Below are 21,811 nucleotides of genomic sequence, written 5' to 3'. Positions count from 1 at the left end.
AGAAAAAACTCCTACAATCCACTTTCTTGTGGTGTAGGAGTTTTTCTCTTAGTCTATCCATAGATTTGGATCAGTACGTAAAGCCATCGTCTGAATTCACAACAACCGTTTCCCGACCGTCTTCCGTGTCTACAGTGAATTTATATTCAGTAAATGGATACTTTTCTTTCGTTGCATAATCTTCGCCTGTCTTTTTCGCTTGTGAAACATACGTTACCTTAACCTTTGAAGAGTAGCGATAATTCATTTCCACTACACGCTTAGCTTCTTCTTTCGTCAGTTCAAAATTCTTTTTCCCAACATCCTCACCTGAATAATCGTCCATTTTCCATATACCTGATTCATTCTTGAACACGTAATGAACATAACTAGCAGACGATAACATATTACGTAATGAAATCGTGTGCACTTGAAGTGTCTTGGCATCTGGTTGCGTATATTCGAAACGCAGTGAAGGTTCAATTGTTAAATCTGGGAATAAAAATGAATCACAATGTGTACATACATCCGGGTAATCGTCTTTTAACAACCCCCTGACAAATGCTTTTGTAGCATAAGGCAACTGCTTTGAACGAAGCTGGCTGTATGTTTGCTTATCCAACTTTCCTTGAACGCGAATTCCTTCAATCACAACAGGAAGGCGCATAGTCAGATCGACTGCTTTTTCTTTACTAACCACACTACTAGAAGGCGTTTTCCCCACTTTCATAGCGCGATATAAAAACTCCGCATAATGCGCACGTGTAACGGATTGATTCGGTAAGAACTTTCCGTTATCGCCTTTCGTTACGCCATTGGCATACAGCGCACTTGCATGGACGTATCCCCAGTGCAAGAAGTTTAGATCTTCAAAAATTGCAGGTTCTTTCATATTAAAGTCAAATGCCAAATCGAGCATCTTCGCCATCTGGATTCGTGTAATGGATGCATTCGGATTAAACTTCTTGTCCAGTCCTCCACTAATGATTCCCTTGTTGTATAACTTCATGATGGGCGTATAGTACATATGGTTTTTCGGCACATCGGCAAAAACTAATTTATCCGTTGGCGGTTGCGGGAACTTCAACACTTGATCAAGCAACGAGGCGACGTGTTGACGACTGACTGGTTCACTTGGGCGGAACGTTCCATCAGGATACCCATTGATATAGCCCGCTTTTTGCATCTCTTGAATGGCCGTGTAGTTCGGATGCTTCTTCGAGACATCTTTAAACTCTTTCGCCGACGCTTCATTGGAATCTGCATAAACTAGCGATAAAGCCAACATGCACGCTGTCCATACTAGAACACGTAAAGTTTTTTTCATACTCTTCCACTCCCTTAATAGTTAGTAGACTAGTCATGACTAGTTATGTACATAATACCAATGAACATCCTATTATTGTAGGGTATTTAGAACGCTTTGTAGAGGATCTATAACAGAAAAATCCACTCAATCATAAAATCATGATCAAATGGATTCCTATCATCCTCGTAAATAACTCAACGCCTGAATGGTATTCTGCAAACTCCGCATAATATGTGCGCGCATCGCTGCTTCAGCGCCTTCTGCATTTCCGCTAGTTACGAAATTCATAATTTCTTCATGCTCATCAACTGGCTTTGTCGCTGGATATTCAGGATCTTTATACACCCCGACACGACGATATCTCGCCAATCTGCTTTTAATCTGGCGCAGCATATTGACTGCGGTTTGATTGTCGCTATGCACTTCGAGGATATTATGAAACTCGTTTCCATAACGGACAACGTCGGCTTGTCGCCCACTTTCTGCTGCATTACGCATCAGCAGCATTACGTCTTGCAAGTTATGAACGATGTCTTCTTTTGAAGGATGTGCAGCAATATGAATGGTCGCTAGACGTGCGATGAGCCCTTCCAGAATTTCCCGTACGTAGAAGATCTCTTCTGCTTCCTTTTTTGATAATGCCGCTACGTGGATCCTGCCTGTTGTTTTTTTATAGACTAATCCTTCGAGCTCCAATCGATACAAAGCTTGTCGCAACGGAGTTCTACTTACCTGAAACTCCGTTGACAACACTTCTTCGATTAAATGTTCATTCGGCTCATAGGCCATCTCTACAATTTTCTCTTTGATCGCTTCATACACTGTATCTATTGTGGAGTTTTTCTTGTTTGTCATCATACGATCGACACCTGCCGTTATCTGGATTTACTTGTATAAATCGTCCAGTACGGTTTTGGAAATCGTTTCATCCAATTCTTCGTACTGATCATATAAAATTGTATCATATAACTCTTTTCGTGTTTGCATATCTCCCAACAAAGCAGACTGCGTACCTGTTTCATACAATTCTTTATACAGGCGTTCAATTGCTTTCGCCGCAATTCGCAATGAAGTCACAGGATAAATCACCATCTTATACCCCATATCTTCGAACTGTTCTGCTGTATACATAGGCGTTCTGCCAAACTCAGTCATGTTCGCAAGCAATGGCAATTTCGTCTGATCGTAGAAGCTTCTAAACTCTTCTTCCGTCTTCATCGCTTCCGGGAAAATGATATCCGCTCCCGCGTCATGATACATTTTTGCGCGCTCGATCGCCGCATCAAAGCCTTCCACGCCATTCGCATCTGTTCTAGCAACGATGACTAAATCTGCGTCTGCTTTACGTGCTGCTTTAATTTTCTGGACCATTTCTTCAGCCGTCACCAATTTCTTTCCATTTAAATGACCACATTTCTTCGGAAGATCCTGATCTTCGATTTGAATAGCTGCCGCCCCTGCTTCAACCATTTCATAGACTGTGCGCGTGACATTCAAAATGCTTCCGAAACCTGTATCAACGTCCACAAGCATCGGCATGCCAGTAGCACGTGTGATTTCACGTGTACGTTGCGATAATTCATTCAATGTCACGATTCCAAGATCCGGCATACCGAGACTTGCCGTTAACGCGGCACCTGATAAATAAATCATACCAAAGCCTTGTTTCTGTGCAAGCAATGCAGCCATTGCATCATGCGCTCCTGGAATCTTAATGATCCCCTTTTCATTCTCAAGCATTTCTCTCAACTGGACTACCGGATGTTCTTTCTTATCACGTACTAACCAACTCATCGTAATTCCTCCTCTTTAATTTGGAATATATAAATTCCCATCCATTATTCTTCTCGCTGTTCGATCTAAGCCGACATATAAGATGTCTTCAGAGTCAGGATCTTTCCCCACACGAATTTCGGCTACCCCTTCCGGATGTCCGACTCGGATCACTTGGTCTTGAATATCTTTATCCACAGTGGATAACTCATAAGGAATCGTATCTTTTAATACACATGACGCCGCTATATTTAATAATCCACTGACCGCAAATGTCCGATGCATTTTTTTCATCGACACCATACGTGCCAGTATATCGATCTCTTCTTTTCTGATGAGTTTGCCACCAGACGTTTTGTAATCCTGTGGCGCTGCGACATAAGCGACTTTCGGTATGGCCGGATACAAGTCACGCGCATCTTGCACGGTATCCGCAAGACCAGCAGAAACGGTGCCGATTTCCCGTATCGTCTCAAGCCGTTGCAAAATTTCAGGATGGTTCGTAATTTCTGCGTTTAATTCAGTCCCTGTCAATGAAAGATCATTCGCTTTCACATAAACGAACGGGTTGACGATATCGACGAATGAAAACTCCATTTCATCACTAGTTTTCCTAGCTCCGACGGGCAATGTGCTGCCTGTCTTCCCGCCACCTGGGTTCAGAATAGAAACAACATACTTCGCACCTGGAGATTTGATGCCCGAGATGGAATAGTCGCCCATAACTTTTGCTTTTCCTTCTATAAGAGGTACATCGATTTCGATCAACTTTTCCACATTCGTGCTCCAAGCTTTCACGACTATACGCTCTGCCCCGTCTGCAACATCTACTAAATTTTCATCTACCGCAAAGGCTCCAACCGCCGCCATCAAGTTCCCACAAGTTCCTTCATAGTCGATTGTATCATCGCCAATCCCCAATTGTATAAATGTATACAATATATCCGATGAAGAATCTGGACTCTTTTCTATGATGACTACTTTGCTCGTATGTGACGTAGCTGCACCTAGACCATCAATTTGAGATGCATCTTCTGAACCAATGCCTTTTAAAAATATTTTATCCCGTGTGGATGGATCTTCAGGTAAATCCTGCTTATGAAAAAACAAGCCACGACTTGTACCGCCACGATAGATAATGCATGGAACTGTAAATTGATCCATTTTGTAACCACCTTTCCTTTTCATTTATAAATCAAGCATACAATATTGTATACAGTTATACAATATCGCAACTTCATTATGTCCAAAACTTTCAATCACTATGTATGGTGATTATAACAAAATAGGTTCATTCTATCGTTAGTAGAATGAGGGATACTATGATTATTATCATAATAAAAATACACCTACATAGTAGATGTATTTTTATTAGATCGTTATTTTTATAGTAATTACTTTTCGCTTAACCTTTCAATTAACTCAGCTAGAAGATTTGTTCTTTCTACTAGGGTAGGTACTTCTAAATATTCGTCTACACTGTGTGGGTTTCCCCCGACTGGACCTAATCCGTCGACTGTAGGAACACCAAGTGCAGAAGTAAAGGACGCGTCCGATCCTCCACCAGTACCTATATCCGTTATATTTATTCCTACTTTGTTTCCAACTTCCCTGATAATATCTAGGAAACTAATCGTTTCATCATTTTTTACCATTGGTGGGCGATTTAATCCACCCGTTAACTCGATAGTTGTACCTTCAACATCTGATTTCGAACAGATTTCACGAATCTTTTCATCTATAAACTCGGCCTGTTCAATTTTACTGATTCTAACGTCCACATGCGCTACAGCAGAAGGCGCAATTGTATTTACAGAATCTCCACCTTCAATGAGACCTACACTGACATTTATACCTTCATCATGATTAGTTAGTGCGTGTAACTGGAGTACTTTATATGCAACTTCTTCAATTGCACTAATTCCATTTTGCGGTTCTATTCCTGAGTGAGCAGCTTTTCCCTTCACAAATAAAGTATATCTGCCCCCACCCCTACGTGAACTAACTAATGAACCATCTTTTCTAGCCGGTTCCATAATTAAAGCATACTTCTTCCCTTTCGCTTCCTGCTCGATCAGATGACGCGAAGTACCAGAACCTATTTCTTCATCGCTGTTCAATACAATACGAACGTCTTTGAAACTTTGTTTGTTATTCTCTTTCAATGCCTTTATAGCGTAAAGCAGGGCAACTTGACTCGACTTCATATCAATGACACCTGGCCCATACGCTCGCTCATTTTCTATCTTAAATGGTCTTTCACTCGCTGTGCCATCTTTAAAAACAGTATCCATATGCGCTACAGCAATTAAGTTCGTTTCCTTAGAATCACTATGCCGAATCAGTAGATTATTACCATTATTCTCTTCCTTTACTACCTCTACAGTAAAATTAAGTTTCTTATATTCTTCGCTCAGAATTCTACCTACCTCATCGATACCATCTTTGTTATGAGATCCAGAATCGATATTTACAAGTCTTTCAATTAATGCAAGCATTTCATGTTCTTTGTCGACTAAGTAGTTCTTCACAGATTTCATTCCCTTCAATTAATTACTTATAATATTCTCCACATTTAACGGGAAATGACACGCCACTAAATGATTTGTCTCTCTCTCTATCAATGCCGGTTCATCTACTTTACATTTATCTTGTGCGAATGGGCACCTTGTATGGAATCTACAACCAGAAGGTAAATCCACGTTACTTGGCATATCGCCTTCCAAAATGATACGTTCTCTAGTATCCCTACTAAAAGGATCTGGCAGGGGAACTGCTGAAACTAAGCTTACTGTGTATGGATGCATTGGTCGATTGAACAATTTATCTTTTGTTGTGATTTCTACAATTTTCCCTAAATACATAACTGCGATACGGTCACTAATATACTTTACAGCAGGCAATCCGTGTGCAATGAAAATGAATGTTAAGTTAAATTCCTTCTGAAGACTGATTAATAAATTCAAAACCTGCGCTTGAATGGATACATCCAATGCAGAAACAGGTTCATCACAAATAATTAATTTCGGGCGCAATGCTATGGCTCTGGCGATTCCTATCCTTTGCCTTTGTCCACCACTAAACTCGTGTGGGTAACGTCTAGCGTAAGATCGATCTAATCCTACAGCATCCATTAGTTGATAAACTTCATCTCGTAGTTGTTTTCTACTCAACTTTTTATGTGTTTTTAATGGCTCTGCAATAATATCATTAACACGCATTCTTGGATTCAATGAAGAAAATGGATCCTGAAATATCATTTGTATATCTGCTCGCATCTTTCTAAATTGTTCCGTATTTAACGAATCCATATCTTGTCCATTAAAGACAATAGTTCCTTCTGTCTTTTCAAGCAAATGAATTAGTAAATTTCCAGTCGTTGATTTACCGCAGCCTGACTCCCCTACAATACCTAGAGTCTCTCCTTCAATTACTGTGAAATCAATGCCATCTACTGCCTTCAAAGTCTTTTTAGATCGCAGACCGTCTGGAACTTCAAAATGCTTTTTTAAGTTCTTTACTTCAAGTAGAACCTTTTTATCTATTAGAGGCACTGTTTGTATGTTAGTCATTTAAATAGCAGCCTCCTTATCATTATACAACCAGCATCTGACATCCTGATCGGCTAGGCCTTCTATTTTATCCAAAGTAGGTTCTTGTGCAATACAAATATCCATTGCAAATGGACAACGCGGATGGAATTTACATCCTTTTGGCATAGAATCAGGAGTAGGAACAGTTCCCTTTATAGACTCTAGCTTTTCGTCCGAGTCAAAGAATTTTGGTGTACTGTCAAGTAAACCTTTTGTATATGGATGTTTCGGACTACTGAATAATGTGAATACGTCTGTGTATTCTACTACTTGGCCTGCATACATAACGACTACCTTATCAGCCATTTCGGCAACTACACCCAAGTCATGGGTAATCAATAAGATTGCTGTATCTTCTTCTTTGGCTAAGTCTTTCATTAGCTTTAAGATCTGCGCTTGTATTGTTACGTCTAACGCAGTTGTCGGCTCATCGGCAATAAGTAGCTTGGGCTGACATGACAATGCAATTGCAATCATTACACGTTGTCTCATACCACCACTTAGTGTGTGAGGAAAGGAATCATAGACTTTATCCGCCCGTGGAATCCCAACATGGTTCAGCATTTCAATACTTCTTTTTTTTGCTTCTTTCTTATCCACATTCTGGTGTAACTTGATAGATTCAGAAATTTGATTACCTATTGTGAACAACGGATTTAAAGAACTCAGTGGTTCTTGAAAGACCATTGCAATATCGTTACCGCGTAACTTTCGATATTCTTTATTACTCACTTTTGTTAGATCTTTATTCTGAAATAAAATTTCTCCGTCTTCCACTTTTCCGGGAGACTCAATTAATCCCATGATGGATAGTGAAGTAACACTCTTTCCAGATCCCGACTCCCCAACAATAGCGAGTGTTTCCCCTTCTTTAACTTCAAATGAAACACCGTTTACAGAAGGTATTAAACCATGTTCTGTTCTGAAATACGTATGCAGATTTTTCACTTTTAATAATGTATTGTCCTTCATTGGTTTACCTCCTTAACTTCGACCTTGTGAACGGGGATCAAGCACATCACGTAACCAGTCCCCCAAGAAAATAATACCTAGAACCGTTACGGTGATGGCAATGCCCGGGAACGTAGCTAACCACCAACTAGTTGCCAAGTAATCTCGTCCATCGCTTAATATTCCTCCCCACGAAACAGTAGGAGGCTGTACGCCAAGTCCTAAGAAACTAAGAGAGGCTTCTAATATAATTGTCGTGGCAACACTTAATGTGGAGATGACAATAAATGAAGAGATAACATTCGGCAAAACATGTCTGCCTATAATTTTATTGTTCTTCACACCCATTGAACGGGCTGCCTTAACAAATTCTCTTTCCTTAATAGAGAGTGTCTCTCCTCTAACAATTCGTGCGTAGGCAACCCAATTCGTTACCCCCAATACAACAATCAATGTAGGGACACTTGGACCAAAAACACTTAAGAATACAAGCGCAAATAGAATATTCGGGATAGAGAGAAATGAGTCTACTAGTCTCATTAAAACTGTATCTAGCCATCCGCCATAATATCCTGCAAATAAACCTACGATTACCCCAATAATTCCAGCGAGTATTACGGAGGCAACACCAACTAATAAAGACACTCTAGAACCGTAAATAATTCTACTTAGTATATCCCGACCTAAATTATCTGTACCCAACACATTCGCAATGCTTCCACCATCCAACCAAAAAGGCGGCTTTAATATCTTAGTAGGATCGATCAAAGCAGGATCATATGGCGCTAAAACATTTGCAAAAGCAGCTACAAATATAACGGCTAATACAATCAACATCCCCACCGTTCCCGTCTTACTTTTCAACAACATTCTAATCCATCTTTGGAAACTACTTTTCTTTACCGACTGTGTTGTTTGTTCAGAGCCATTTATCGCAGGATTATGTAAATTAGACATGAATTCACCTCTTAGTTATATTTAATCCGAGGATCTAAAACTCTATATAAAATATCAGCTATTAGATTCGACAAGATAACAAGAACTGCTATGACAAAGACACTTGCTTGCACGATTGCCATATCTCTTGTATTCACAGCTTGTATTAATAATTGACCCAAACCTGGCCACGAAAATACTGTTTCTGTAATTAATGTTCCTCCTACAAGCGTAGAAGTTTGTAATGCAGTAATTGTAATGACGGGAATTAGTGAGTTTCTAAATGCATGCTTATACACAACAAAGAAATTCCGAATCCCTTTACTTTTTGCTGTTCTTACGTAATCTTGACTCAATGTTTCCACCATACTTGAACGGATGAGTCTCGTCATTTCTGCCGCTATTCCAGTACCTAGCGTAATAGCAGGTAAGACTAAGTGAGCTAACGTTCCCCTACCGGAAACTGGCAGCCACCCTAGTGTTACAGAAAATAATAAAATTAGCATAATTCCCAACCAGAAGTTAGGCATTGCTTTACCAAGTACTGCACCACCAGTTGCAAATAAATCAATAGAAGTATTCTTTTTCGTGGCAGACCATATTCCAAGTGGTATCGCAATAATAATAGCCAGTAATAGTGCTGCTACACCGAGTTCTAATGTGGCTGGCAGCCTCTCTAATACTAAAGGTAATGCATCCGTATTGTATTTAAAGGATTGACCAAAATCACCTTGTACTAGATTTAACATATACTTTCCGTATTGGACGACAAAAGGTTGATCTAACCCAAGCGCGGCTTCGAGTGCAATAATATCCTCAGTAGAAGCGTCTTCAGGAAGCATAAGAGCAACAGGATTACCTGCAACAAATACAAGAGTAAATACAATAAAAGATATAATTAGAAGAACAGGTATTATTTCCAGTATTCTTCTCAGCAAGAATTTAACCATTGCTTTCCTCCTTCTTAAATAAACTAGGGGTCAGGGTATACAGCTCCCCTAACCCCCAGTAGATTATTTAGTTTCGTTTGATATTCGGTACGTAAATCATTTCATCTTTTGTTGGTTCAAAGTTCACACGATCACTAACGCCTGTATTTATGGATTCCTGATATAGAATTACGTGAGGCACGTCTTCAGCAGCAATTTCTTCGATTTTCTGAATTTGCTCTTCGCGTGTCTTCTCATCCATGTTTACAGCTGATTGATCAAGCAATTCTTCGATTTCATCATTCTTGTAGTCTGTTTCCCCTTCGAAACGTTCCGCGCGGTACCAATCTACCGAATACGCTCCATCAAACATTGAGTTACCTAACCCCAGTAAGTAAGCATCGCCGTTCTTTTTCGCAGTACGCATCTCTACAAAGTTACTCCACTCCATGAATTCCAGTTTCGCTGTTATACCTACTTGTGAAAGCATTCCTACAATCATTTCGGATACTTCAGCATCTTGTAAATAACGTCCACGTGGTGATTGGAACGTCATTTCAAATCCATCTTCATACCCTGCTTCTTTCAGTAACTCCTTGGCTTTATCAATATTATAGTTGTACGTATCATACAAATCCGGGTTGTGACCAAAGTTTCCTGGGCCAACTCTTGTACGCGTTGGAACTCCTCCGCCTTTTAATGCATGTTCTGCTAAAGCTGCATTATCAATAGCATAGTCAATAGCTTTTCTAACTCGAACATCAGAAGTCGGATAACCTTCTGTTGATCTTAACATTAGCAAAAGTGTACGATTGGAAACTTCTGTTTTCATTGAAGTACCATCGTTGTCATTAACACGGTCCCAATCACTTGGTGGGATATTGGTTGCAATATCAACACCACCAGTTAATAATTCTGAAACACGTGTTGAATTTTCGGGAATAACACGGAATACTACTTCATCCCACTCATCGACTTTACCGTCGTAATAATCTTCAAATGGCTCTAGAACCACTCTGTCGTCTCTAACCCATTGTTTAAACTTGTATGGCCCTGTACCTACTGGATTTGAGAGATAGTGATCCCATCCATTCTCATCAATATAGTTTTTAGGTAACATACCAGATCCTAGTCTGGACAATCTATGGAATAATGATGGCTCAGGATCATGTGTAATTACATTGAAAGTCAAATCATCTATTACTTCAACTTCTTTAATTTGCTTATAGTTAGCATGTTCTTTTAGCTTTTCATCTGTTGCTACTCTTTCAAGTGTAAACTTCACGTCTTCTGAAGTTAAATCATCTCCATTATGAAACTTCACACCTTCTTTTAACTTCATTTTAACTGTAAGTTCATCTACCTGTTCAAAACTTTCAACTAATTCAGGTTGAACAACATTATCTGCATCTCTTTTAAACAAGTAATTATACATATTGTCGTGCACAGACTCAGTAGAGGTATTATTATGATCATGAATATCGAAACTGACAATATCTGATCCCATTGCTACCGTTAACACTTTACTGTCCTCATTTTCTTTACTACCACTTTTGCCATCTTTGTCCTTAGAGCCATCGCCCGAACAAGCAGATACTACTAGCATCGCAACAAATAATGTTAGTAATAAACCTAGCCTCTTACTCATAGCCATCATCTCCCTATACTATTCTATTGCTTTTTGCGTTGTAAGCACTTACATTTGAACATTCCCATATCACTTATACAACGTACTATAAATATATAATATTTAAAAAAGACAATATGTTCATTCTATTACAATAATCAAAAATCGGTCAATATCACTTTATACCTATATACACATCTGAATTTAATTACAAATCAAGATCTCTAGTTAAAAGTAATCATTTAAATGCTAAATGACTATTTCAGGGATCAAGTTACCCAAAATATGTATATATTTTCAGGTGCTTAACTTAATAACCTAAATTAAGTAGTATGAGATATCCCCCTCTGTAACTTTTACACTGTATTAATTTAAATAGAAAGATAGCCCTATTAGTTATATAACTCTTTATGTGGTTTAGAAGTATTTTCACATTGCTACTTAAATTATATATTCTAGCTTGAAATAGCCATTGAATCAGAATAAAAAAATTAAATAAACGCTCAATAACTTTATATCGTTTATCATTCGTTTTATTGAAATCTTCTTGACATAGCATGATGAATTAGGTAAAACTGTCAAATCGCCAAATTATCTATTTAACATTAAAGCACTTTTGAAATTAGGGGGATGGAAAATGGCCGATCATAAAGATGTAAAACCAGGCGGGTCCAATGCTGGACAAGCACCCGATACAAGTCGTCGTCAATTTATGAAAAATTCCGGCTTAGTTGTCGGTGGAGTCGCAGGTGGTTCATTGTTAGGTGGACTACTGACTAACCAATTTAAATCCGATAAAAGCGCACCCGTACAAACAGATACGAAAAAAGTAGAGTTAACTGAAGCACGTATGTTCTTTTCGAGATATGAAGACTTCGTCGTTCTTGAACAAGCAACTGAGCGTATATTGCCAAAAGATGATAATGGTCCAGGAGCGATTGAATTAGGAGTTCCTTACTTCATCGATAAACAAATGGCTGGATCTTGGGGCATCAATGGTTCCGATTACAGACAAGGACCATTTTTAACAAATGATCCTCCCGTTGATCAAACTAGTCTAAACAGAGGCCAAGTAATTATTACTGGAATTAGAAAAATGAATGATGAAAGTAGAAAACGTTTTGATGTAACGTTTGATAAAGCAGAAGAAGAGCAACAGATCGAAGTTTTGCAAGACTTCGAGTGTTCCAAAGTGAAACTTCGTGGCGTAAATGCGGGTAGTATGTTCCAGTTACTTCGCGAATTGACAATGGAAGGTGCATATTCTGACCCACTATACGGTGGAAATCGTAATATGGCTGGCTGGGAAATGCAAGAATTCCCTGGTGCTGTACCTTCATACGCAGACATCATCGAAAAAGACGAATTCGTTAAACGCGATCCAATTAGTCTAACAAGTTATCAACAAAAATCGTAATGTAAGGGGTTTAATACATGGCTGAAAAACTAGAAAAAGTAGACGTTGTCGTTGTTGGAAGCGGTTGGGCCGGAGGAATCGCCTCGGCTGAATTAAGTAAAGCTGGCTATAAAGTGGTCTGCCTAGAACGTGGTAAGGAAAGAAGCACAAAAAATTTCATCGGTTCAAAAGATGAACTTCGTTATACAAAACGTCATGAGTTAGCTCAAGATTTAACGAAACAAACGATGACGTTCGAAACAATATAGGTGATGATGCAATTCCTATGCGTAAACATAATGGATACCCAATCTACGACGAAGGTACAGGCGGGACATCCGTGCATTGGTCAGGTTGGTCGTATCGCTGGCTTCCCTCCGACTTTGAAGTCCGTACTAAAATCGTAGAAAAGTACGGTGAAGAACGAATCCCTAAAGATATGCCGATTCAGGACTGGGGCGTTACATACGATGATATGGAACCGTATTATGATAAGTGGGAAAAAACGGCGGGGATCTCAGGTGAAGTGAATCCATTAGGACCACCACGTGCTAACGATTATCCAAACCCACCGATGAAAGAGTCTCCACCTATCAAATTATTCAAAGAAGCTACGGCTAATCTTGGGTATCACCCATTCCGCATGCCAGCTGCAACGATTTCACAACAATATGTAAATCCAGATGGCGAAACAATCAACGCATGCGTATTTTGTGCATTTTGTTCTATGTACGGTTGTGACTTTGCGGCAAAAGCAGATCCGATCGTTACAGTTCTTAAGACAGCACAAAAAACTGGAAACTTTGAGATCCGTAACAATGCACACGTAAAACGCATTCTACATGACGGGAAAAAAGCAACTAGCGTATTATACGTTGACCCACTTACTCTTGAGGAATTCGAACAACCGGCAGACCTTGTTGTATCGGCTGCATTTTTCTCAGGTAATAACCGTTTGATGATGCTATCTGGAATCGGAGAACAATATAATTCCGAAACTGGAAAAGGCGTAATTGGTAAAAACTTCACTTCACACTACACAGGAACTGGCGGAAACTCCGCTACTGCATTCTTTGAAGACAAGAAGCTCAATACATTCGCAGGAGCTGGTGCACTCGGTTGTGTAATCGATGACTTTAATGGAGATCATATCGATAACACGGCTACAGACTTCCTTCTTGGATTTAACATCAGTATTTTCCAAGACGGTGCGGCGGCTATCTCGAATAACCGTGTGCCTCAAGGTACTCCGTATTGGGGTAAAGAATTTAAAGAGAAATCCATTCATTATGCACATCGTTATTTAAATATTGGTGGTATGCAAGGTACGTTACCACGTACGCATAACTACCTAGACTTGGATCCAACGTATAAAGATATTTACGGTGATCCTCTTCTACGAATCACAGCTAAGTTTACAGACCAAGAACGCAATATGGCAAGAGCAATCGCTGAAAAATGTGCTGAAATCGCAGAAGAAATGGGCGCGGATATCGTCAATACTCCTCCTGTATCGGACGATGTAGAAATGACTTCATCCAGCGTCAATACACATGCAGCAGGTGGCGTGATCATGGGTACAGACCCAGAAATCTCCGCTGTTAATACGTATTCACAAGTATGGGATATGGAAAACGTATTCGTCGTGGGCGGATCATCATTCCCTCACTTCGGTAACTCGAACCCTACAGAAACGATTGGTGCATTCGCTTATCGTGCTACAGAAGATATGATTAACTACCTTAAAGGTGACGGTGGTTTATTGGTTGAACCAAAGAGCAGTAAAGCTACAGTTTAATAGTATACAAGCCATGCAAAAAACCAGACATCTTCGTCTGGTTTTTTTGTTGTTTTCCTATCCTTCTATATCCCGATTTGTATAGCGATTGATGCCAATTATCATCAACAAGATCGCCATAACTATCAACCCGCCAGCATACAACCAATTCATATCCTCTATCGGCAATTTTGAAACGAATCCGAAAGGTGACAACTTTTCCATCCACTCAGGAAATTGGAACAGCCCGCCTAAATAGAGCGTCATAAATCCATAGAAAAGATATAGCCAAACCAACCCGACCGCTTTCTTGGCAATGCCGATCAAACATGAACTGACTCCTATCAACACCGCAATGGCTGGAAAATGGACGAGTGCTGCCTGCCAAACCGTTTGGAAAGAAAAAGGTTCTTCCATTGAAGTAGTTCCCGCTAGCCATAAACCAAGTGCTGCAAAACTCAACATCATAACAGCCGTAATACATGCAAGCACTAGATACGACATAAATAACGCAGTTCTAGAAACAGAACGGCTAAGCAGTATATCCACACGTGACTTACGTTCTTCCCCCACCACTTTATGAATCGACAACAATGCGGGAATCGTACTGATGAATGCTAACACCGCCATGAGCATGGGCAAGAATTGGGCAGTTAACGAACTGTTTTCATCCGCCACTATCATCGAAGCGAGCATATCATTGTCTTGGAAAAACGCATCTAAATCACCAAGGACTGAACCATACGACACACCGAGCACCAACATGCCGATGGACCACGATAGGAATGTCGTCCGTTGTAATCGCCAAGCGAGGCCAATCGGTGAACGCAACAAAACAGATGCATGCGCACGACCGTTTCTTGACGGAATCAAGCCAGATCCAATATCCCGTTTTCCTAGTAACATCACCGCAAATAAAAACAACACAGCACCCGCGACGAGTAAGCCACCTACAGGTAACCAGTTATTCTCACTGTACGGCTGAACTTGCGTCAACCAGCCAAATGGCGGGATCCACTCGGTGCCTGACCGCAGCAAATAGCAGGCGATCATCACCGTAAATGACAACCCGACCGCTCCCCGCGAACTTCCGGCCAGTTGGGAACAAACGGCTGTGATACTCGCAAAAAACATCCCGATCACACCAAGCGCCGCGCCATAAATGAACGACCCCGTTACTCCCATACTATCGAATGACAGACTAGACAGACCCACACCAATCAATAAAGCTAGCAGTAGATTCACTCCGGTCAACGTCAGCATCGAAGCCGTCAACTGCGAATCCCGGGCGACTGGAAATGACCGCAATAACTCCGCTTGCCCTTCTTCTTCCTCTGCTCGCGTATGTCGCACCATCAATAAAATATTCATGACAGCGACTGCGATTGCGGTCATCAATAGCATCTGATGCGATACCATCGCACCCAGCGTGTAATTCGCGAGGTCACCAGGACCGACCATCGTCTCCATCACTGGGTTTTTCATCGTTTCCGCTAACACGTCCCGGTCTTGCTGTGTTGGATATAATTCATTAAGAGCCGGTGGAACAATGAGCGTCAGCACAATGATACCCATAAGCCACCATACATATCGCAGTCGGTCTTGGCGGATAATGAACATTGATAGACGAGCGACTCCTACAAACCGCCCCTTCATCACGACTCCCTACTTTCCGCTGTTTCTTCATAGTGTCGCATGAATAAATCTTCAAGCGTTGGCGGTGCACTTTCTATTCTTTGTATGCCGTAACTGCTCAACTTCTGCATAATCGATTCCATCTCTTCAGCGTCTGCATGAAATGTCCAACCCATTTCCGTCTGTACTACGTCTTGGACGCCTTGCCAGGAAGCGAGCGATTCTATTGGAACTCTCGTTTCCACGGTTAGTTGCATACGTGTTAAATGTCGCAGTTCATTCAATGTGCCGCACTCGATTAGCCGACCTTGCCGAATAATACCGACTCGATCACACAGTTTCTCGACCTCGGATAGAATATGGCTCGACAGCAACACTGTCTTCCCTTCCGCCTTCACTTCCGCCACACATTGTTGAAAGACTTTCTCCATTAACGGATCGAGTCCAGACGTTGGTTCATCGAGTAAGAACAACTCCGCATCCGAAGCAAATGCCGCTACGAGCGCAACCTTCTGTCGATTCCCTTTCGAATACGTCCGACACTTCTTCGTTGGATCTAGCTGAAAACGCGCCAGTAATTTATCACGTTTTTGCGTATTCATTTTCCCTTGAAGACTTGCGAATAAGTCAATCACTTCCCCGCCCGTCAGCTGCGGCCATAAATTTACGTCCCCTGGCACATACGCAATACGACGATGAATCTTCACCGCATCGCGCCATACATCTTCACCAAAAACCGTCGCCGTCCCACTCGTCTTACGGAGCATGCCAAGCAACACCCGAATCGCTGTCGACTTTCCTGCCCCATTCGGCCCGATAAAGCCGAATACTTCCCCTTTCATTACCGATAGATCCAGTTCATCTAACGCATGATGCGCACCGAAAGCTTTCGTCACTTGCTTCATCTCAATCACGTTTATATGCATGCCCTCCCTAAGTCCAAGTCAGACTTTTCTATTAATTATAGTGTAGCATAGGACTATGCCGCTCGAGATACTTTTTTGCAAACACCAAAAAGCAGACATGTGATCCATGCCTGCTTTGCTCCTTAATATTCTATTAATTAAAAATCATATCATCTTCTTCACTAACCGTTGCGTCTACATGCAGGTAAGGGCCAAATTGACTGACTCTCACCCGGATACCATCGTACACCCTGTGATTTCCCTGCGACACTCCCTTAGCTTCCGGGAAGTCGACAAAGAAATCTCCTGGCTTCTTCGGTGTGATACGGAACACATTCGTCCCCGGGTCCCTTGTCACCGTCGCAATCTGTTCACTTCCTTTAGGCAGCACATGCTTGCCCAGTTTAGCGCCTTCCCATATGCTCAGCACTTCATTCGGTTTGATTGACGTGACATGGACGGAATAATAAAATTGTTCTTTTACTTCAGTCGATGCGATATAATAACGTGTTTTCACGCCGTCAGCATACGTAACCGTCGCAATAAATTCGCCCGGCTGATCCATTTGGATGGCATTACAATATTGCAACGACTGATTTTCGCATCGCTTAAATCCTACGCGATCATTCACCAGTTCTCCTTCCGTTGTCGAAAGGGTAATCGCTTTAGCATCTATGAACGGTTCGTTATTTTCTCTTCTTTCATAATACTTCCACAGCTCTACAGGTGTGGAATAGATATCTGCCGTCTCTTCCAATGAAATATCCCATGCACCATTCACTTTTTTGACATGTACATAGTATTTTCTATAATTTTTATCGGATGTCTCGGATGAAGCAACCCCTGAAAAAGTCAGTGTAGCCGTTCCTTCTTTCTTTGGAACAATATGAATCTTTGTATTCAAATTGGGCAGGCTTGGAATTTCACTGTCTGCCACAATATCGAATACATTCGAATTTGTTTTGCTGACATTGTTGAATCTCTTCCATTTAAAATCTTTTGCATGCATCGTAAGAATTCCAGGCTTTACATCTTCCGCCGCTTTTAGTAATTTCGCTGCTTGACCTCTTGTAATGGAAGCGTTTGGACTAAATGTCGTAGGAGACGTCCCTGTTGTAAGCCCGAGTTGATACAGACTATATATTCCTTCACGGTGGCCATTTTTATGTGCAACATCTAAAAATCCATAATCCGGATCATGATATAGTGGCAATTCAAACGCTTTGATGATGATCGACGCCATTTGCGCACGCGTAATCGAATCGTTTGGTCCGAATCGTCCGTCGCCATAGCCGTTGATGACTCCTTTTTCCGCTAATACCGCAATCGCTTTATAATAGCCATTTGCAGTCGAAACGTCTTGGAATTTTGGATCTTTTATAGTCGTAGTAGGCAGTTTCGTCATCTTCACAATAATGGCAGCTGCTTGCCCTCTCGTGATAGAGTCGTTCGGCCGGAATGTACCGTCTGGATAGCCTCCAATTATATTACGTGACGCCAAGTCATTCACTGCTTCCGCGAAATGTTTCGTAGCGGGAACATCCGGAAACCCCGAATCACCTGCAGCTGCGCTTGATAAAGGCACACTGCATACTAGCAAAATCGCACCGAGTACCGCTATGATTTTATTCTTCATTCGACTTCATCCTCTCCATAATCTAGTAGTATGCCGTACAGACGTAGAATTACAGAAATAGTTTCAAAGTTTTTTGAATTCATTTCCCTCTAGATTCATGCATAACAGTATAAATCAAATTAAAGACCCCTCTCGCAGAATGCTTTCTATCTGTAAGGGGGTCTTTTAAAATATAAATCTGTGTATTTGGTCGTTTCTTACGCTGGTATCATAAAGTCATGATTCGTGAAACCAATTATTTTCTCCAGATTTCCCTTGCCAAGTAACTCCACCGTTCTGGCATTCTTTCTGAAGTCTACGTTTAACGCTGCAGAAGCGATATCGATCAAGCTACTGCAAGTAGGTGTTTTAATACCCAACATTTGTCCGAGAGATTCTAATAAAACTAAGCCTTCGGGTACGTCTTCTGTAATAAATCGGGAATCCGCTACAAACGGACCTTCTGGCGAACTGTTCTTTGCGTACGTCAGAAACGCTTCTTTCGCATCAATAGTTAGATCTTCAGAATTACGGTACCTACACGCTTCCACATAAGGTAATCTTTCTGCCCCAATCGCTTCCAGAACATTCATTTTTTCATCATCTAAACTGTTGACGATGTTCCAAACATGCGGTGTAAATACTTCTTTATACATCCAATAATCACCTTTTGTATGTTCAATGCGAGGAATACTCATAATCCCACCGATTGTATGAACAATTAAATTAGGATTATGAAGAGCCGCTTCGATAATCGAATTCAAATACACGAAGTTATAGTCTAGTGTATTCAATTTCTCCTGTATTACTTTTTCATTGCGATTGGTAAATATCGCTACAGGATTTCGCACATTCTTGAATAAAACTTTCACTTTCCCAGGTTCTACAATTCGACAATCAATTGGAGAACTTTGTGCTTCTACGATCGTGAAACTTTTCTCTTTTTCGTGTTTTAAGAAATAAGCAGTAGATAAGTAACCTGGTTCCAGCAACACAATTTGATCTTCATTCATGAATGGAATAATACGTTTGATTACGTCCTCATGGTAATTTGTTTGCACATATATAATAATAATTTCCGCATTTGTGATAGCCAATTGTACATCCGTTGTGACTAAATCGAGATGCACAGTAGTTTCTACGGAATGATCTAGTAATGTGATTTCGCCTTTATTTCGCGCAATATGATCGAAATGTTCAGTATGCAGCCCCTTGGATGTTTTCAATAAGGTGACCAAGTGACCTTTCATTTTTAAATCTGCTGCGATGGTTGTACCTCCGTGCCCTGCTCCTACTACTGTAATGTTCATAAAGTTCCCTCCAATGATTTGATATCAAGATTCATCAATTTCATAGTTACGGGCCCATTTTATATAAACCTTTTAGAGTGTTTACAAAGAGTCTATTATAAGGTTTTTTAGAATACATTTTCCCTCATTAAAATGAAGACAAGTTTCTACCAAAAAAGACTGCTTTCTTTTTCAATTTATTAACTTTTTTGTATTACTTCCCTAGCATACACCATATCGGAAGATTTAGATAACTTCAGTGATCTCTACTAGATCATCAATTAGACTATGTTAGTCGAATTAACGAATGTGGTGATATTATGTGAAAGACCTCTTCAACTTGGATAAATAGAATGTTTAGAACGATAGTAGATGATGATTGATTAAATAATTTGGAAAAGATATTGAGATAGTAGGTAAGATTGCGTAGTATTGTAAAATATAGACAGATACACAAAGCCCGAATTTAAACTTCAAGCCCATAGCGATGATAATAATATTAGTAAGTAGTTGCTTATTTTGTTTTCTATGGAGCTGGACCAGGACCATGATGATGTTCCGCAATCGGGCCATATTGTTTGATAGGGATTCAAAGATTATTAGAGTGTTTGGGGGGATATGGATGTCCAAAATGTCATTAGTTCCACATAATAAAATTTATGTAAAATCTATGTCATCACTTTCGTCAGCACCTCAAGTAAAAGATGCGTTGGGACTTACTGATGACCAAACTTCACTTGAAGGAACTATCGGTTTTATCGAGTTTATTCAGGAACAAGAAAAACTGGGAAAGCAATATTCAAGAGTCATCCTTGATGAAACCGAAAATTTAATTGGGGTAATAACACTAAAGGACATTGATAATATCAATAAAACTAGTCATATCGGTACTTGGATAGGACATCAATATTGGGGACAAGGCTATAATTTATTAGCAAAAAAGAAAATCTTATATAAAGCATTTACGGAATTGAATTTGGATTATGTGTTTGCTGGAGCTAAAATTTCTAATCTACGATCTATGAAATCTCAAGAGAAGCTCCCTTTTATGAGGATTGAAGTCCAAAATGAGTTTCCAGATGAACATAAAAAATTAGAATCAGAGGTTAATTCCCCTTGTATTTTAAACGTAGTGGAAAAAGAAAAATTTTTAAAATGGTATTCAGAAACAGAATAGAAAAGTTAATTCAACAAATGGGCGCAGTTGTTGAATAAGGACTGTGCCTCAATAGGGCCAGATTCTTAAATAAAATTATCCTTTCTTTGTTAAAGAGGAGAATGAAGAATGATATTAATTATCTACGCAATCACTAGTTTTGTTAGTAGTTTTATATTTGTACAACTGATTTCATTAAGCTATTTTGATTCATTAAATTACTTTGAGCTAACTGACTTTCTTGTTATATGGGGATTTTTTGTATTGCCAGTCTTTTTGATTGGCGGTTTTATCACTTTATGCGTAGATTTCTTTGTACAAGAGTTTTTTAAAACACGAAATTACTTTATATCTTTAATTATATTTATATCTTTGGGAATAATTTGTAACATTTATGCCTTAGGAGATTTGGTAAGAAACGGGTGGGGCGAAGGAGTTATGGAATATCTAGTTTTAGGAGTTGTGGGTTCTGTTCTTTATTTTCACATTTGGCTGTTTTTGAATAAAATTGCTATAAAGACAAGAGCTAATTCACTGGGACAGTCTTAAAAGTATAGAATTCTATACTTAGCAATCGGGCGCATTTGTTGATTTACAAGGAGTGATTTGTTGTTAAGAATACTACATTTTGTATTTGCGGCATTGGGAATTTCCTTTGCAGCATATGGACTTATTACAAATGATTTTCAATTCCAAAGTTATATGATGTTGTCCTTAGGTCTAATGTTTTTAGTAATGTGCATTCAAGAGTTTAGAGAAGGTCGAAAAGTTTATGGTTGGCTACTTCTGTTAACTTCTATGTTTGCTTTGTTCGTCACAATTCAAGGGTTCTTATTAAGTTAAAGGGCGCGATTGCGTTACATGATTTATTCGTAGTAACTTAGTTGATCGGAGCGGAAACCGGCGACTCTGGGAGGATCAGCGGGACAGGTGAAACACCT

The 21,811-nt window shown here is 40.0% G+C and carries 20 protein-coding genes; 6 read left to right on the top strand and 14 right to left on the bottom strand.

Translation table 11 applies throughout. From position 1 onward, the window contains the following. Nucleotides 1-70 precede the first annotated feature (70 nt). From SporoP32a_RS11130 to SporoP32a_RS11085, 10 genes are all read right to left on the bottom strand, one after another. On the bottom strand, nucleotides 71-1,306 hold the full coding sequence (locus SporoP32a_RS11130; RefSeq protein WP_085427942.1) for an S-layer homology domain-containing protein: 1,236 nt from the start codon (nucleotides 1,304-1,306) through the stop codon (nucleotides 71-73). Nucleotides 1,307-1,465: 159 nt separating this feature from the next. Continuing rightward, nucleotides 1,466-2,146: a GntR family transcriptional regulator gene (locus SporoP32a_RS11125; protein WP_085427941.1), complete on the bottom strand. Its 681-nt coding sequence runs from the start codon at nucleotides 2,144-2,146 to the stop codon at nucleotides 1,466-1,468. A gap of 27 nt (nucleotides 2,147-2,173) precedes the next feature. Then, the gene (gene prpB / locus SporoP32a_RS11120; RefSeq protein WP_085427940.1) at nucleotides 2,174-3,082 is read right to left on the bottom strand and encodes a methylisocitrate lyase; all 909 of its coding nucleotides are present in this window, start codon (nucleotides 3,080-3,082) and stop codon (nucleotides 2,174-2,176) included. A gap of 15 nt (nucleotides 3,083-3,097) precedes the next feature. Then, complete coding sequence (locus SporoP32a_RS11115; protein ID WP_085427939.1) at nucleotides 3,098-4,225, bottom strand: PrpF domain-containing protein; 1,128 nt, start codon at nucleotides 4,223-4,225, stop codon at nucleotides 3,098-3,100. Between the two features lie 230 nt (nucleotides 4,226-4,455). Continuing rightward, on the bottom strand, nucleotides 4,456-5,601 hold the full coding sequence (locus SporoP32a_RS11110; RefSeq protein ID WP_232319643.1) for a M20 family metallopeptidase: 1,146 nt from the start codon (nucleotides 5,599-5,601) through the stop codon (nucleotides 4,456-4,458). Between the two features lie 9 nt (nucleotides 5,602-5,610). Then, nucleotides 5,611-6,633 carry an ABC transporter ATP-binding protein gene (locus tag SporoP32a_RS11105; protein WP_085427938.1) on the bottom strand — a complete coding sequence of 341 codons (1,023 nt, stop codon included), beginning with the start codon at nucleotides 6,631-6,633 and terminating at the stop codon, nucleotides 5,611-5,613. Beyond that, complete coding sequence (locus tag SporoP32a_RS11100; protein ID WP_085427937.1) at nucleotides 6,634-7,626, bottom strand: ABC transporter ATP-binding protein; 993 nt, start codon at nucleotides 7,624-7,626, stop codon at nucleotides 6,634-6,636. A gap of 12 nt (nucleotides 7,627-7,638) precedes the next feature. Further along, nucleotides 7,639-8,562, bottom strand: a complete 924-nt coding sequence (locus tag SporoP32a_RS11095) for an ABC transporter permease (RefSeq protein WP_085427936.1) — start codon at nucleotides 8,560-8,562, stop codon at nucleotides 7,639-7,641. Between the two features lie 11 nt (nucleotides 8,563-8,573). After that, nucleotides 8,574-9,491, bottom strand: coding sequence for an ABC transporter permease (locus SporoP32a_RS11090; RefSeq protein WP_085427935.1), 918 nt, complete (start codon nucleotides 9,489-9,491; stop codon nucleotides 8,574-8,576). Nucleotides 9,492-9,558: 67 nt separating this feature from the next. Continuing rightward, complete coding sequence (locus SporoP32a_RS11085; RefSeq protein ID WP_085427934.1) at nucleotides 9,559-11,118, bottom strand: ABC transporter substrate-binding protein; 1,560 nt, start codon at nucleotides 11,116-11,118, stop codon at nucleotides 9,559-9,561. Between the two features lie 616 nt (nucleotides 11,119-11,734). Between SporoP32a_RS11085 and SporoP32a_RS11080 the strand changes: the two genes are divergently transcribed. The 3 genes from SporoP32a_RS11080 to SporoP32a_RS11075 are packed head-to-tail and all read left to right on the top strand — an operon-like array spanning nucleotide 11,735 to nucleotide 14,291. Continuing rightward, nucleotides 11,735-12,514: a gluconate 2-dehydrogenase subunit 3 family protein gene (locus SporoP32a_RS11080; protein ID WP_085427933.1), complete on the top strand. Its 780-nt coding sequence runs from the start codon at nucleotides 11,735-11,737 to the stop codon at nucleotides 12,512-12,514. Between the two features lie 17 nt (nucleotides 12,515-12,531). After that, nucleotides 12,532-12,762: an FAD-dependent oxidoreductase gene (locus SporoP32a_RS17460; RefSeq protein ID WP_335696108.1), complete on the top strand. Its 231-nt coding sequence runs from the start codon at nucleotides 12,532-12,534 to the stop codon at nucleotides 12,760-12,762. Nucleotides 12,763-12,779: 17 nt separating this feature from the next. After that, nucleotides 12,780-14,291 carry a GMC family oxidoreductase gene (locus tag SporoP32a_RS11075; RefSeq protein WP_335696107.1) on the top strand — a complete coding sequence of 504 codons (1,512 nt, stop codon included), beginning with the start codon at nucleotides 12,780-12,782 and terminating at the stop codon, nucleotides 14,289-14,291. A gap of 57 nt (nucleotides 14,292-14,348) precedes the next feature. Here SporoP32a_RS11075 and SporoP32a_RS11070 read toward each other — a convergent pair whose 3' ends face one another. From SporoP32a_RS11070 to SporoP32a_RS11055, 4 genes are all read right to left on the bottom strand, one after another. After that, on the bottom strand, nucleotides 14,349-15,926 hold the full coding sequence (locus SporoP32a_RS11070) for an ABC transporter permease (RefSeq protein ID WP_085427932.1): 1,578 nt from the start codon (nucleotides 15,924-15,926) through the stop codon (nucleotides 14,349-14,351). Continuing rightward, the gene (locus SporoP32a_RS11065; RefSeq protein ID WP_085429059.1) at nucleotides 15,926-16,825 is read right to left on the bottom strand and encodes an ABC transporter ATP-binding protein; all 900 of its coding nucleotides are present in this window, start codon (nucleotides 16,823-16,825) and stop codon (nucleotides 15,926-15,928) included. Before SporoP32a_RS11065 ends, SporoP32a_RS11070 begins: the two co-directional genes overlap by 1 nt. Before the next feature lie 139 nt (nucleotides 16,826-16,964). Then, nucleotides 16,965-18,446, bottom strand: coding sequence for an S-layer homology domain-containing protein (locus SporoP32a_RS11060; RefSeq protein ID WP_085427931.1), 1,482 nt, complete (start codon nucleotides 18,444-18,446; stop codon nucleotides 16,965-16,967). Nucleotides 18,447-18,643: 197 nt separating this feature from the next. Next, nucleotides 18,644-19,735 carry an NAD/NADP octopine/nopaline dehydrogenase family protein gene (locus tag SporoP32a_RS11055; protein ID WP_085427930.1) on the bottom strand — a complete coding sequence of 364 codons (1,092 nt, stop codon included), beginning with the start codon at nucleotides 19,733-19,735 and terminating at the stop codon, nucleotides 18,644-18,646. 601 nt (nucleotides 19,736-20,336) lie between these two features. Between SporoP32a_RS11055 and SporoP32a_RS11050 the strand changes: the two genes are divergently transcribed. The 3 genes from SporoP32a_RS11050 to SporoP32a_RS17215 all read left to right on the top strand — a co-directional run bounded on the left by SporoP32a_RS11050 (nucleotide 20,337) and on the right by SporoP32a_RS17215 (nucleotide 21,713). After that, nucleotides 20,337-20,891, top strand: a complete 555-nt coding sequence (locus tag SporoP32a_RS11050; RefSeq protein WP_085427929.1) for a GNAT family N-acetyltransferase — start codon at nucleotides 20,337-20,339, stop codon at nucleotides 20,889-20,891. Between the two features lie 108 nt (nucleotides 20,892-20,999). Continuing rightward, on the top strand, nucleotides 21,000-21,419 hold the full coding sequence (locus SporoP32a_RS11045; protein ID WP_085427928.1) for a hypothetical protein: 420 nt from the start codon (nucleotides 21,000-21,002) through the stop codon (nucleotides 21,417-21,419). A 153-nt stretch (nucleotides 21,420-21,572) separates the two neighbouring features. Next, nucleotides 21,573-21,713, top strand: a complete 141-nt coding sequence (locus SporoP32a_RS17215; protein WP_335696129.1) for a DUF3953 domain-containing protein — start codon at nucleotides 21,573-21,575, stop codon at nucleotides 21,711-21,713. Nucleotides 21,714-21,811: the final 98 nt, after the last annotated feature.

The sequence above is a fragment of the Sporosarcina ureae genome, assembly GCF_002109325.1.
GTDB lineage: Bacteria > Bacillota > Bacilli > Bacillales_A > Planococcaceae > Sporosarcina > Sporosarcina ureae_C.
The sequence above is the reverse complement of the archived record's forward strand: the minus strand, read 5'-3'. Positions and strand labels throughout refer to the sequence as shown.

Bases quoted from the DNA above. Each gene is read 5' to 3' on its own strand.
- SporoP32a_RS11060 (WP_085427931.1), bottom strand. From the start codon at position 18,446: ATGAAGAATAAAATCATAGCGGTACTCGGTGCGATTTTGCTAGTATGC.
- SporoP32a_RS17215 (WP_335696129.1), top strand. From the start codon at position 21,573: ATGATGTTGTCCTTAGGTCTAATGTTTTTAGTAATGTGCATTCAAGAG.
- SporoP32a_RS11115 (WP_085427939.1), bottom strand. From the start codon at position 4,225: ATGGATCAATTTACAGTTCCATGCATTATCTATCGTGGCGGTACAAGT.
- SporoP32a_RS11110 (WP_232319643.1), bottom strand. From the start codon at position 5,601: ATGAAATCTGTGAAGAACTACTTAGTCGACAAAGAACATGAAATGCTT.
- SporoP32a_RS11085 (WP_085427934.1), bottom strand. From the start codon at position 11,118: ATGAGTAAGAGGCTAGGTTTATTACTAACATTATTTGTTGCGATGCTA.
- SporoP32a_RS11095 (WP_085427936.1), bottom strand. From the start codon at position 8,562: ATGTCTAATTTACATAATCCTGCGATAAATGGCTCTGAACAAACAACA.
- prpB (WP_085427940.1), bottom strand. From the start codon at position 3,082: ATGAGTTGGTTAGTACGTGATAAGAAAGAACATCCGGTAGTCCAGTTG.
- SporoP32a_RS11045 (WP_085427928.1), top strand. From the start codon at position 21,000: ATGATATTAATTATCTACGCAATCACTAGTTTTGTTAGTAGTTTTATA.
- SporoP32a_RS11105 (WP_085427938.1), bottom strand. From the start codon at position 6,633: ATGACTAACATACAAACAGTGCCTCTAATAGATAAAAAGGTTCTACTT.
- SporoP32a_RS11130 (WP_085427942.1), bottom strand. From the start codon at position 1,306: ATGAAAAAAACTTTACGTGTTCTAGTATGGACAGCGTGCATGTTGGCT.
- SporoP32a_RS11050 (WP_085427929.1), top strand. From the start codon at position 20,337: ATGTCCAAAATGTCATTAGTTCCACATAATAAAATTTATGTAAAATCT.
- SporoP32a_RS11090 (WP_085427935.1), bottom strand. From the start codon at position 9,491: ATGGTTAAATTCTTGCTGAGAAGAATACTGGAAATAATACCTGTTCTT.
- SporoP32a_RS11075 (WP_335696107.1), top strand. From the start codon at position 12,780: ATGCGTAAACATAATGGATACCCAATCTACGACGAAGGTACAGGCGGG.
- SporoP32a_RS17460 (WP_335696108.1), top strand. From the start codon at position 12,532: ATGGCTGAAAAACTAGAAAAAGTAGACGTTGTCGTTGTTGGAAGCGGT.
- SporoP32a_RS11100 (WP_085427937.1), bottom strand. From the start codon at position 7,626: ATGAAGGACAATACATTATTAAAAGTGAAAAATCTGCATACGTATTTC.
- SporoP32a_RS11125 (WP_085427941.1), bottom strand. From the start codon at position 2,146: ATGATGACAAACAAGAAAAACTCCACAATAGATACAGTGTATGAAGCG.
- SporoP32a_RS11080 (WP_085427933.1), top strand. From the start codon at position 11,735: ATGGCCGATCATAAAGATGTAAAACCAGGCGGGTCCAATGCTGGACAA.
- SporoP32a_RS11070 (WP_085427932.1), bottom strand. From the start codon at position 15,926: ATGAAGGGGCGGTTTGTAGGAGTCGCTCGTCTATCAATGTTCATTATC.
- SporoP32a_RS11055 (WP_085427930.1), bottom strand. From the start codon at position 19,735: ATGAACATTACAGTAGTAGGAGCAGGGCACGGAGGTACAACCATCGCA.